Origin of the sequence: Pseudoalteromonas rubra, assembly GCF_001482385.1 — a bacterium.
GTDB classification, from domain to species: domain Bacteria; phylum Pseudomonadota; class Gammaproteobacteria; order Enterobacterales; family Alteromonadaceae; genus Pseudoalteromonas; species Pseudoalteromonas ardens.
In genome coordinates this window covers 615151-628228 of sequence record NZ_CP013612.1, presented here as the reverse complement: position 1 = coordinate 628228, position 13078 = coordinate 615151, and the positions used below count along the sequence as shown (strand labels likewise).

The window sequence follows — 13078 nt, the reverse complement described above, 5'->3', positions numbered from 1 at the left end:
CCTTGACACTGCCGCATATAAGCCTTTAAATAAAGAATATCAGATTAAACTTTTACGCAGACATTAAACATGCAAACTCTATTCTTCACAGTTGTGGTACTCGTACTGGTCTTAGTGATAAGTCCGGCGGGGCCGTTGTGAGCGAACGTTTGCACAGACCCCGCACCAGCGGGGTTTTTTTTTGCCTTTAATTTAAATTTTGCTGAGGAATGAGGTAATGAATGAGCAATTTAATGGCTCAGAGCTAGTAGTTAAGGCACTGACCGAACTCGATGTTGACTATATATTTGGCTACCCAGGCGGATCGGTATTAGATCTTTATGATGCACTATTTGCACAAGATGACATCGAACATATTCTGGTGAGACATGAACAGGCAGCAACGCATATGGCCGATGGCTACGCCAGAAGTACCGGAAAGACCGGAGTCGTACTTGCCACGTCCGGCCCGGGTGCGACCAACTGTGTAACAGGCATTGCCACGGCCTACATGGACAGTATCCCTATGGTTGTACTGTCAGGCCAGGTGCCTTCTAATTTAATTGGCGATGATGCGTTCCAGGAAACAGACATTGTCGGCTGTTCGCGCCCAATTGTTAAGCACAGTTTTAACTGCCGTGACGCCCAACAGATCCCGACTGTACTGGCAAAAGCTTTTTATCTGGCAAGTTCTGGCAGACCAGGGCCTGTCGTCGTTGAGTTGCCCAAAGACATTCTCAACCCGCAACTTAAATACATCTACGAAATGCCCGCTCGAATTGATATGCGCACTTATAGCCCAAGCTCTAAAGGGCATTCGCGTCAGATCAAAAAAGCGGTCGATGCAATTTTGGGCGCCAAACGCCTGGTTGTGTATTCAGGGGGCGGTATCATTCTTTCCAATACCTCTGAGCAACTAACTGAACTGGTCGAGACCCTAAACGCGCCCATTACCAACACCTTAATGGGCCTGGGTGGGATCAGCGGCACACATCCTAACTTTATCGGTATGTTGGGTATGCACGGCTCATTAGAAGCCAACAAAGCGATGGCCAACGCCGACGTGATACTGGCATTGGGTGCACGATTTGATGATCGGGTAACCAATAACGTCAAAAAGTTTTGCCCAGATGCAACCATAGTCCATGTTGATGTTGACCCTACTTCAATCTCAAAAACAATTCAGGCACACATTCCCGTCGTTGGCAGCTTGGAGACCGTACTTTCACAATTACAAAGCGCCATAGATAAAAGCGCACTACGTATCGACAGAGCTGCCCAAGAGTCCTGGTGGCAACAAATCACGGCATGGCGAGAGCAACGCTGCCTGGCTTATGATGTACAAGGCAACGTTATTAAACCGCAAACGGTCATAGAGAAGCTTTACAAAATTACTCAGGGCAATGCCTATATCAGCTCAGATGTTGGCCAGCACCAGATGTTTGCCGCTCAATATTATCCATTTAAAAACCCAAGACAATGGATCAATTCAGGCGGCCTTGGCACCATGGGCTTTGGCCTGCCCGCTGCAATGGGGGTGAAAGTTGCCTACCCCGAAGCTGACGTCGTATGTGTAACGGGAGATGGCTCAATACAGATGAACATTCAGGAACTTTCTACCTGTCTTCAGTACGGCCTGAATGTCAAAATAATCTCTTTAAACAACCGCTCTCTGGGCATGGTTAGGCAATGGCAGGATATGATGTACGGTGGGCGCCACTCCAGCTCTTACATGGATTCTCTGCCTGATTTTGTGGCTTTGGCCGAAAGTTATGGCCACATTGGGATCCGAGTAGATCACCCTGATGAGCTGGACGATGCACTGGCGAGAGCCTTTTCAATTACCGACAGACTGGTGTTCCTTGATATTCGTGTGGACGAAAATGAACACGTTTATCCGATGCAAATCAAATTAGGTGCCATCGATGATATGTGGCTGAAAAAGGGAGTAAAAGCATAATGCGCAGAATATTATCTATATTACTAGAAAACGAACCCGGTGCTTTGTCTCGCATAGTGGGGTTATTTTCACAACGCGCATACAACATCGACAGCCTTACAGTGGGCACAACCGATGACACGACACTATCGCGGATCACCATTACAACTCAGGGTGACGACCGGGTGGTAGAACAGATAACCAAACAAGTAAACAAGCTGGTTGATGTACTTAAGATCATTGACTTAACGGACTCCAGCCACATCGAAAGAGAACTGTTACTGGTCAAAGTATTTGCTGGTAACGAACAAACCAGAGCCTCTGTTACACGTGTTACAGACGTATTTGGGGGGACGATACTGGACATGGGTAAACGCAGCTATACGGTTCAGCTGGCCAGTAGCAGCGACAAAATAGCGTCATTTCTGGATATGCTTAGACACGAGAGCGATATTATTGAGGTGGTTCGTTCTGGTACTGTGGGAATAGGGAGAGGTGATAAAGCACTCAAGGGATAACAGGATATGGAGAGCTAAAAAAGGGGCTTAAGCCCCTTTTTTCTATTAAGGATTAACTTGATCCTTAAGGCCTTTACCCGCTTTGAAAGAAGGGATATTTGCCGCTGGAATTTGGATTTCAGCGCCAGTTTGCGGGTTACGACCCGTACGCGCTGCACGCTCTTTTACAGAGAAAGTGCCAAAACCAACCAGTGCCACTGAGTTACCATCTTTAAGAGACTGAGTTACAGCACCAGTGAATGCTTCCAGCGCGCGTGTCGCTGCAGCTTTTGAGATCTCAGCGTCAGCCGCCATCTTTTCAACTAGTTGAGCTTTATTCATTGTATAATTCCTATGTTTTTATAATTTGCCGAAGCGGAATCTATGGTTATCCATTTTTTTTCTTTGTGCAAGCCTAAAATCCCGTTTTAACTAAAATATTTACGCTATTTCGCCTTATCTGACGGGGATGTAATCATAACGGGCACAAAAATACGCACTTTTTGTTCGCTTTTCATGCACCTCGTCTCACCCCGCGTCAAACCTGAGCTGAAGGGAAACATCAATCACAGGTTAAACCTTAAACGCCGCAAGCGCTCTTTCGCGCGCGGCTTTATGTTCAACTATCGGATTCATGTAACCACTGATGCCAAATGCCCGTAAATATTCATGCGGAAAATGGATTGATTTTGCCGGGACATCATTCAGCTCTGGCACAAATTTACGAATAAAATCGCCTTGCGGATCGAACTTTTCACTTTGGCTAATAGGATTAAAGATCCGAAAATAAGGTTGCGCATCACACCCGGTACTGGCAGCCCATTGCCAACCACCGTTATTGCTTGCCAGATCACCATCAATCAGTTTACTCATAAAATAGTGCTCGCCCTTACGCCAGTCTATCAACAAATGCTTGGTTAAGAAGCTTGCTACAATCATGCGTAAACGATTGTGCATCCACCCGGTCTGGTTAAGCTGACGCATTGCAGCATCTACAATCGGGTACCCTGTGTTGCCCTCGCACCAGGCTGTAAATTGCGCATCGTCCTGTCGCCAGTCAACGTGGTTATACTTCTCGTTAAAATTAACCCCTTTACATAACTTTGGATAAGCACAGATAAGGTGTCGGTAGAACTCGCGCCAAATCAACTCATTAACCCAGCTAAACGCAGGTGCACTGGTCATCAGGAACAGGTCTGGAAAATGGAGCTGGCTTTCTGCCAGTAGCTGCTTCACCGACACAATCCCCAGTGCAAGGTAAGGGCTGAGCCCGGAGGTACCTTTTACACCAGGGAAATCCCGATTAGCTTTGTAATCAACCATTTTTTCCTGAATAAACGCCTGGACAACTTTTACCAGGGTTTCATCGTCAACAGGCCATTTATCTGAAATACCCTCCCCTATAAGTAACTCTGGGGTTTCCCACTCAAATGGAGCTACGTCTATCTCAGGCCAACCAGGCAGGTAAAAATGCTGTTGCTCATACTGTTTAAGCCAGGCCTTTTTAAATGGCGTAAACACTTTGTACATTTCATTGCTGGCCGTCGTTACACTACCGGGTGGTGCAATCAAATCACCATCAAATAATTGCAATTTCACACCGGCTTGCTGACAGGCGTTGTCTCGGCCTTGTTCGTTCACTTCATATTCGCGGTTCGCGTAAACCTGCACTACGCCGTTTGCCTGACAAAACTGAGACATCAGGGATGGCACTTGAGTAAAATCACCCGCATCAATCACGTGCAAACGAACACCTAACTTGGCCAATGTATGCCCAAGCCAATTAACCCGTCGCTTAAGTAAATCAACCTGAACAGGTGCCGCATTGTGCGCTTGCCACTGCTGCTCGCACACCAAAAAGAGTGCATCCCGGGCACCATTTTCGACTGCGGCTATGAGCGCTTCGTTGCCAAAAACACGTAAATCACGCCGAAACCAAAATAATGTAGACATTAAATCGCGAACCTCAATTTAAGCTCATTGGGATAGGGATGAAAATAGACCTGCTGCATCAGGTAGTCATTGGGGTGCATGATCAAATGATGACGCAATAAGGTGAGTGGGACCTGTAATGGAACCTGACCAATACGATAGTCATCAATCGCACGGCACAGCTCCTGCTTTTCGACTTTACCTAATACTTTTTTAAAATACCCCTGTAAATGCGATAAAGTGTTAGCCTGATCCTTGCGCCTTGCCGGGCTCGACAACGCCTCCATCAAACCGCTGATGTACGCCTTTCTAAGTTCATCAAGCGCGACCCCTTTGCCCTCAGCAAGCAGCCTGCCGAGATCACGATAGGCCTCGTAATTATGGCTCATCAGCAAGTACTTATGGCGGGCATGGAAATTGGTCAATTCATGTAAGCCAGGATTGGAAACCACCAAATCTTGCCAGCTCTTGTAAACGTAAACCCGCATCACAAAATTTTCTCTGAGATGCATATCATTCAGGCGGCCATTTTCCTCACAAGGTAATAACGGGTTGCGCGCCATGATCTGTTCGGCGAATATGCCTATGCCTTCAGAGGTATTACCTGTCTCTGCTTCATTGTAGATCTTGACCCGTTCCATACCGCAACTGGGGCTTTTAGCACAAAAAATATAACCAGACAGCTGACTACCATGGTCCTCGGAAACCTTCTTCCCATATTCAGCCAGGTCGGGGGCATAGTCTTCATCACTGTGTGCAGGCCCAACTTTGATAACGTCCTCCACTCTGACCTGACGGATGGTTTTTCGTGGGATAGGTAATCCGATAGCTACCTCTGGACAAAAGCGGACATATTCAACGTACTGTGCCAGTTCATCCATACAAAAATTGCTACGTTTATGCCCTGAATCAAAACGGACTTTGTCTCCGGCAAGACACGCACTTATCCCTATTTTAATGGGACTGCTGAAGTTAAAAGCTTGCTCTATCATTGCTCTCTCCATAACTCAAAAATGACGGATAAATTTAGCACCACTGGTACTGACGTAAGGCAATTTTGCCACCCTGTACCTTCACTCCTTCTGAGCGCAATAGTTGACTCTGCTCTATAAACTTTCTGCTCTCGGGAGGAAAAGAAATTTTTCCCTGACTGTTAATCACTCGGTGCCACGGTAAACTTGACCCTGCCGGTAAGTGCTTTAACAGGTAACCGACTGCCCGGGCATGCTTAGGTGCGCCGGCCAGCCCCGCAATTTGCCCGTACGTTGCGACATTTCCAACTGGAATTGCGCCTATAAGCGTAAACACCCTGACTCTGAATTGCTCTTTAGTTTCCTCTTGCAAACTGCGCTCCTAATGCTGTGAACTGTTGCCACAAGTGTCGGCCAACTGGACCATAGTGATTCTGATGGCGGCGAAAGGCGTGAATTGCTGCTGTGAACTCATGCTGTCTGTCTATGATCTCAATGCGTTCCAACTCGCCGCTTTCTAATTCCTGTCGGCAAGTATTGAGGCTGGTAAGGGCAAACCCGACCCCCTGAGATAAGAATAGTTTAATAGTACTGACATCATCCAGCTTCATAACATGTAATCCACGTGAATAAGCCAACCTCTCGCTGTCAAAATCGAAGCCACTCTCTACCATTGCCAAACAGGGATATAGACTCAACTCATCATAGTACATACGCTTGGGCAACAAGCCACGTTTGGCTACGACACCAAGCTTGGTTTCGCCAATCGCGATTGATTCCAACTCACCAGTGGCATAGAACAAATCAAACCACGGCCCAATACCTAAATCAGCGGCGCCGGTGTTTACCTGCTCCAGTGCAACAAAACGTCTGCCACTGGAAATCACTAATTCAGTCGAAGGAAATTGCTTAAAAGTGCTACTAATCCGGGCGTTATACGTTTCGTGATGACACATTGGTTCATAGCAAATGCGAAATTTCGCTTCATTGCCCTGAGAGAACTCATTCGCCAAGCTCTTTAAATGATTATGATGCTCCAGCAGCTTTTGAGCGTGCTGGTGGAAGCGCTTCCCCTGCTCGGTAAGCCGGATCCGATAATCTTCACGGGTTACCAACGCAAAGCCCAGTTCGTCAGACAGGCGCTTTAACGCTTGCGTGACTGCGGGCTGTGATTTATATAAATGTTTTGCCGCCTCGCTCAGGCTTTGTGCATTTGCGACGGCATCGAGTACTTGAATATCAGCCAACTTCATAAATAAAATTTATTTTATACCAAAGTTTTAATAATTTTTATTTTATGACCAAATTCATTATCCTGCACTAAGTTTTAGTATGAGGGAGTAATTTTGGTGAATAAACTCGCACTCTTTTTGCCAACCTTGTTGTTATTATCCGCATGTCAGGATGCCACACAGCAAACCACTACAAGTCAAGTCGTTCGTCCAGTTAAACTACATACAGTGTCTGACCCACAAACCAGCCAATTGCGTAGTTTTCCAGCCGAAGTTGTTGCTAACCAGGGGTCATACCTTGCTTTTCGGGTCAATGGCGAGCTGATTGAGTTTCCTGTGTTGGCCGGCCAGGAAGTGCAAAAGGGGCAACTCCTGGCGAAACTCGACCCGGAAGACTTTGAACTTCAATATCAGCAACGCAAAGCCCAATTTGAGCTCGCAGTTGCTCAGCTTAACCGCATTGAGTCTTTATTTAAAAAGTCTATTGCCAGCAAAGCCGAATATGACCAGGCACTGGCAAACGAACAAGTTGCTGAGTCAGCATTCAAAATAGCCCAAACCAATCTGGAAAACAGCGAACTCAGGGCCCCATTCGGCGGTACAATTGCCAAAGTTTTCGTTAAGAACTTTGAAAATATAGTCGCAAAGCAGAATATTTTACGCCTTGAGACACGTGACCGTATGGACGTAGTCATTCAGGTGCCCGAAAAATTAGTTGCCCGGGTTAATAAAGATCTCGAATATCATCCAACCGTCATTTTTGATGGTTACCCGGACAAATCTTATCTGCTGAATATAAAAGAGTGGGATACCCAAGCCGACCCTGCGACGCTTACCTATAAGGTTGTCTTTTCGCTGCCTATTCCTGAAGACTTTAATTTGCTCGCCGGGATGACAGGTCACGTTTATGTCGATCCCAGCAAGATCACCAACCACAGCACTTCGGAAATCATAGTACCAAACGAAGCTGTATTTTCCGATCAAACGCAAGCAGCTAAAGGCAACCACTACGTCTGGATTTACGACCCCAAGACCCAGCAGGTGTCTAAACGTGCTATCCAGCCCGGTCAGTTACGCCAGCAAGGTTTCGAAATAAAAAGTGGATTAAAGCCCGGCGATGTCGTTGTCTCAGCCGGTGTTCATCACCTTAGTGAAGGCCTGAAAGTACGCCCATGGACCAAAGAGCGAGGCCTGTAAAATGAGTCTTGCCAAATGGTCTATTGAAAATAAGGTGATCAGTGCGATGTTCGCTCTGCTGTTGCTTTTAGCAGGCACGGTTTCGTACTTTGGCCTGGGGCAACTGGAAGATCCGGAGTTTACGCTCAAAAAAGCCATGGTGATCACAGTGTACCCGGGCGCATCACCGCAACAGGTTGAGGAAGAGGTGACCTATCCCATAGAGAATGCCATTCAGAGCCTGCCTTATGTGGATTACGTTACGTCTGTCTCATCACCGGGACAATCGCAGATCACGGTGGAAATGAAAAGCACCTACCGAAAGGAAGACCTGAAACAGATCTGGGACGAATTAAGGCGTAAGATAAACGATCTAAAGCCAGATCTACCCCCTGGCGTGTTCACACCCAAAGTAATGGATGACTTTGCAGACGTGTATGGCGTGTTGTATGCCGTGACGGGTGATGGCTATTCCTATGAAGAGCTAAAAGAATACGTTGACTATCTTAAACGTGAGCTAGTGTTGGTCGATGGTGTCAGTAAAGTGACCATCGCAGGAGAACAACAAGCGCAGGTCATTGTTGAAATATCGAGTCAAAAACTGTCGCAGTTAGGGATATCTCACAACCGCATTTTTTCACTGCTGCAGACCCAAAACAGCGTATCAAACGCTGGAAAAATACGCGTTGGCGACGAGTCTATCCGAATTCACCCTACCGGTGAGTTTAGTCAGGTTTCTGAACTTGAGGACTTGCTGATTTCTAAACCCGGTGCCAAAGAGCTCATCTATTTAGGCGATGTAGCCACCGTAAAACGTGAATATGCTGAGATACCAACTCATATTACCCGTTATAATCGCGATCAATCTTTGCTCCTGGGTATTTCCTTCAGCTCGGGTGTTAACGTGGTAGAAGTCGGTAAGGCCATAGAGAAGCACCTGACCTCACTGGAATATCAGCGCCCCCATGGCATGTCGATCCACACCGTTTACAACCAACCTAAGGAAGTCGAAAAATCCGTAGACGGGTTTATTGTCAGCTTGCTCGAAGCCGTTGCCATCGTCATTGTCGTGCTGTTGATCTTTATGGGTGTTAAAAGTGGCATTCTTATTGGCGGTATCTTACTACTGACAGTGCTCGGCACCTTCATTTTCATGAAGATGTTCGCAATTGATTTACAACGTATATCCCTTGGCGCTTTGATCATCACGCTGGGTATGCTGGTCGATAACGCTATTGTGGTCACTGAAGGGATCCTAATCAACCTCAAGCGTGGACAAAGCAAGGTAAAAGCAGCGGTCAAGATTGTAGAACAAACCAAGTGGCCTTTGTTAGGTGCAACTGTGATTGGCATTACCGCCTTCGCCCCAATTGGGCTGAGCTCAGATGCCAGTGGAGAATTTGCCGGCTCGCTGTTCTGGGTACTGCTGATCTCATTGCTACTTAGCTGGGTTACCGCCATTACCCTGACACCTTTCTTTGCCAACATGTTGTTCAAACAAGAAATTCAGCAGGGTAAAGAGACTGATGACCCCTATCAGGGCATAATTTTTACCGCCTACAAGGCGCTGCTTAGCGTGTGCCTGAGATTCCGCTGGACTACCGTCATCGCGATGCTAGCGCTCCTAGGCTGCGCGATGGTTGGCTTTAAGTCAGTTAAGCAATCATTCTTTCCCGCTTCCAATACGCCCATGTTTTATGTCGATTATTGGCACTATCAGGGTGCTGACATTCGAAGTACAGCAGATAACCTCGAAAAGCTGGAAGCATTTTTGCATGCCGACGAGCTGGTTGAAGAGATCACCACCACCATAGGTCAGGGTGCCCCCCGATTTATGCTGACATACAGCCCGGAAAAGCAATATGCATCCTATGGTCAGCTGATCATTCGGGTTAGCGATAGAGCAGCTGTTGCGACCATGATAGCGAAAGTACGCGAGTTTGCTGACCATAATGAACTAGATGGTAAGCTTAAAATCAAGCGCATGGAAATTGGCCCGTCGACAGATGCTAAAATCGAAGCGCGTTTCTCTGGTCCTGATCCTGTAGTACTGCGTAGGCTGGCTGATCAAGCTAAAAACCATCTGGCACAAGACGCTGGTGCATTTAATATTCGCGATAACTGGCGCCAGCGTTCTAAAGTACTTGAGCCGGCCTTTAATGAGCAAAAAGCAAGGAGACTGGGGATCAGTAAATCTGATCTTGACCAGCTATTGCTGACAAGTGTGTCGGGCAACACAGTGGGTTTATATCGGGATGGCACCAAAATGCTGCCGATTGTGGCCAGAGCACCCGAGGTTGAACGTCGCAACGTTGAAAACCTGGTTGACCTGCAAATTTTCAGCCCAGTGCTCAATGTGTATGTTCCACTGGGTCAGATCCTCGATGACGTCGAAGTCATTTGGGAAGACAGCCTGATAATGCGTCGGGATCGCAAGCGCACAATTACCGTCATGGCAGATCATGATGTGATCGGCAATGAAACACCGGCTAAACTGTTTGCCCGTATCCGTGCTGACATTGAAGCGATCGAGTTGCCGCAAGGCTATGAGATGCAGTGGGGCGGTGAGTTTGAGTCATCCAGCAAAGCGCAAAAAGCCATTTTTGGCTCACTCCCGCTCGGATACTTATCCATGTTTATCATTACGGTGCTGCTGTTTAATTCAGTGCGTAAGCCATTGATCATCTGGAGCACTGTGCCACTGGCTATCATAGGGGTAACCGCAGGGCTGGTCATATTTCAGGCACCATTCAGCTTTATGGCACTGCTGGGGCTGCTTAGTCTGTCTGGCATGTTAATTAAAAATGGCATTGTATTGATGGACCAAATCAATCTGGAACTGGATAGCGGAAAAGGCCCCTATCAGGCGGTGTTTGATTCCGGGGTAAGTCGTGTACGGCCCGTATCTATGGCGGCCGTGACAACCATTTTAGGTATGATACCGCTCCTGTTCGATGTATTTTTCAAATCCATGGCGGTGACCATTATGTTTGGTCTGGGTTTTGCCACCGTGCTCACTTTGATAGTGCTTCCCGTAATTTACTGTTTGTTCTTCAAAGTAACCGCACCAAAATAGCAAAAGGGCCGCAATGTGCGGCCCTTTTTCTAAGTTATTTTTTGAGAGACAAAGTCCCTTTCACCCTGCCTTTTGGCTTAGCGCCAGAGCGACTTTTCGGTCTATCACGATTTGCAGTATTATCACCGTGTGAATTGCCTGGGCGCTTACGCTTTTGCTCAGACGGAGACTTTCTGCTCGGCCCTCTGGCCACTGATTCACTATCTTGACGCGGTTTCGCAGTGTGACGCTGTGCACGTTTAAACGTATCCACAGACGCCTCTTCGGTTTTCGATGAACCTTCAATTGAAGCATTAATCTCTGCCATTTCAGACTCGCTCAGGTGGCGCCACTGCCCAGGCCTTAAACCGTTGAGGTTCACATTCATGATCCGCACACGCTTCAGTGTTTGTACTTCATAATCAAAGTACTCACACATACGTCGTATCTGACGATTCAGCCCCTGCGTTAAAACAATGGTAAACTGCCTGGCCCCGGTCTTTTTGACAAAACACTTTTTAGTCACGGTGCCAAGAATTGGCACGCCCGAGCGCATACCATTTATAAACGCATCGGTGACAGGCTTATTGACGGTTACCACATATTCTTTTTCATGATTGTTGCCAGCACGCAATATCTTGTTGACGATATCGCCCTCATTGGTCAAAAAGATCAGTCCTTCTGAAGGCCGATCTAAACGGCCAATAGGAAAAATACGTTCCGGATACTGAATGGCACTGACAATATTACTTTTTATTTTTCGCTCTGTTGTGCAGGTCACACCAACGGGTTTATTGTAAGCGATATATACCCGCTTAGGCTTAGCTTTGAGCGGTTTATTATCCACCAAAACAGTGTCTGCATCACTGACTTTCAAACCCATTTCGGCAACCTGACCGTTAACACTGACACGGCCGTCACTGATCAGGGTGTCCGCTTCTCTGCGGCTGCAAAACCCGGTTTCGCTGATATATTTATTTAGTCGCTTAGGTTCATTCATAAAGGGACACTTTTCTTTTCGTGTGCAATGAGTCAATACTGTCCGATATCCGGCAAACAGGCTCAGAGTCCGGGGTGCTTGACCAACGGGCAGTTACGGGGGGCGCATGGTAACAAAATTTCATCGCCAGTAGAAATATTTCATCAACAGGTGTGGCTTTAACTCAGCCAACGTTATGGCTTGCTCAATCGCTAATGACACCTGGAGCGTTATCCTTGGCTAAAAAGGTCGGAGACACCAAGTAGTTCGATTGTTTATTGTTAAGCAAACTAAACCCGCTAAAGTCCACGCCTGTCCAGTCAATTTTTTCGGCCAGCCATATATAGCGGTGCACATTATGTTGATTAATGACCACAAGTGGATAAGTAATCGATTGGTTGGTTTGCCAATAGGAATGACCATGGAACTTATCATACAGAGATAATATAGCCAGCCCACCCATGATGAAGTGACCACCGACGGAGGCCTGCAATTCACCCTTTTCAATCAACCTGAGCGTGTCATTAAGCCAGTCAAATCCACCAATGGCAACAAACGCCTGGCCTATCTCACCACGTTGCTTCACCGCACTTAGTGCACCCATTGCCATCAAATCTGATGCACTCCAAATTATATTTGTATTGGGGTAACGCTTTAGCAAACGCTGCGTTTTTTCCATCGCCTGGGTTTTTGACCAGCTTGCATAAATAGATTGTTGCAGGGCAACGCCCTGGCTGCCAAAAAAAGATTGTGCGCCTTGATTACGAGCATCCGACTCGCTGCCATAATGACCGTTGATCGCTAGCGCCTGAGGTTTAATTTTAGGTCTCTTCTCGCGTAATGAATCCGTCAAAGCCTGCGCCAGATCAGCGCCTGCACGAAAATTGTCAAAGTAAATCTCACCCAACCAGTTTTTATATTTCTGCCCGGGTTTGCCAATCTCAACCTGCTCAGGCCCATTAATGGTTTGCTCTAAGGTTAAGTACTGTATTCCGTACTTTTCTAGCAGGTCCAGATGTTGTTCAGCATTGCCGGGGTACAGCATCAATACAACGAAATCAGGTGTTGCTCGATACTCTAAGTATTTCTGTAGTTCTTCCAGCTGAATATAGCGACTGCCATCACCATAAATCACGTCCAATTTTACATTAAGCTGCTTACTGGCGGCCTGAGCGATAGATTCAACTTTATGCCAAAACGGTTCACCAGAAATCGACGGATTCACTAAAAGCACTGAAAAATCGGCTTTTGCCCAACTTAAAGGGGTGAAAAGCAACCCCCAGCTCAATAAAACACACTGTAACAACTTCACAATAAA

General features: G+C 46.8%; 11 protein-coding genes. 4 read left to right on the top strand and 7 right to left on the bottom strand.

Going from position 1 to position 13078, the window contains the following annotated elements; translation table 11 throughout:
• The first annotated feature begins 217 nt into the window (after positions 1 to 217).
• Positions 218 to 1939, top strand: coding sequence for an acetolactate synthase 3 large subunit (locus tag AT705_RS21830; RefSeq protein ID WP_058798454.1), 1722 nt, complete (start codon positions 218 to 220; stop codon positions 1937 to 1939).
• The gene (gene ilvN, locus AT705_RS21825; protein ID WP_058798453.1) at positions 1939 to 2436 is read left to right on the top strand and encodes an acetolactate synthase small subunit; all 498 of its coding nucleotides are present in this window, start codon (positions 1939 to 1941) and stop codon (positions 2434 to 2436) included. The genes AT705_RS21830 and ilvN overlap by 1 nt, the downstream gene beginning before the upstream one ends.
• 45 nt (positions 2437 to 2481) lie before the next feature.
• Here the strand turns inward: ilvN and AT705_RS21820 are convergent, their stop codons facing one another.
• From AT705_RS21820 to AT705_RS21800, 5 genes are all read right to left on the bottom strand, one after another.
• Entirely contained in the window at positions 2482 to 2757 is a 276-nt protein-coding gene (locus AT705_RS21820; protein ID WP_010381157.1) for an HU family DNA-binding protein, read from the bottom strand.
• Between the two features lie 231 nt (positions 2758 to 2988).
• Complete coding sequence (gene phrB / locus AT705_RS21815) at positions 2989 to 4368, bottom strand: deoxyribodipyrimidine photo-lyase (protein WP_058798452.1); 1380 nt, start codon at positions 4366 to 4368, stop codon at positions 2989 to 2991.
• Complete coding sequence (locus AT705_RS21810; protein WP_058798451.1) at positions 4368 to 5339, bottom strand: YbgA family protein; 972 nt, start codon at positions 5337 to 5339, stop codon at positions 4368 to 4370. The genes phrB and AT705_RS21810 overlap by 1 nt, the downstream gene beginning before the upstream one ends.
• Positions 5340 to 5373: 34 nt before the next feature.
• A complete protein-coding gene (locus tag AT705_RS21805) occupies positions 5374 to 5691 on the bottom strand; it encodes an MGMT family protein (RefSeq protein ID WP_058798450.1) in 318 nt (105 codons plus the stop codon).
• Positions 5675 to 6571 (bottom strand): LysR family transcriptional regulator, encoded by an 897-nt coding sequence (locus AT705_RS21800; protein ID WP_058798449.1) that lies wholly within the window; start codon positions 6569 to 6571, stop codon positions 5675 to 5677. The genes AT705_RS21805 and AT705_RS21800 overlap by 17 nt, the downstream gene beginning before the upstream one ends.
• Before the next feature lie 90 nt (positions 6572 to 6661).
• Here AT705_RS21800 and AT705_RS21795 point away from each other — a divergent pair, with 90 nt between their 5' ends.
• Entirely contained in the window at positions 6662 to 7747 is a 1086-nt protein-coding gene (locus AT705_RS21795; protein WP_058798448.1) for an efflux RND transporter periplasmic adaptor subunit, read from the top strand.
• 1 nt (position 7748) lies between these two features.
• Positions 7749 to 10802 (top strand): efflux RND transporter permease subunit, encoded by a 3054-nt coding sequence (locus AT705_RS21790; protein WP_058798447.1) that lies wholly within the window; start codon positions 7749 to 7751, stop codon positions 10800 to 10802.
• A 34-nt stretch (positions 10803 to 10836) separates the two neighbouring features.
• Here AT705_RS21790 and rluF read toward each other — a convergent pair whose 3' ends face one another.
• Together rluF and AT705_RS21780 are read right to left on the bottom strand one after the other, a co-directional pair.
• Positions 10837 to 11781, bottom strand: a complete 945-nt coding sequence (rluF, locus tag AT705_RS21785) for a 23S rRNA pseudouridine(2604) synthase RluF (protein WP_058798446.1) — start codon at positions 11779 to 11781, stop codon at positions 10837 to 10839.
• 184 nt (positions 11782 to 11965) lie between these two features.
• Positions 11966 to 13072: an ABC transporter substrate-binding protein gene (locus AT705_RS21780; protein WP_058798445.1), complete on the bottom strand. Its 1107-nt coding sequence runs from the start codon at positions 13070 to 13072 to the stop codon at positions 11966 to 11968.
• Between the last annotated feature and the right edge of the window lie 6 nt (positions 13073 to 13078).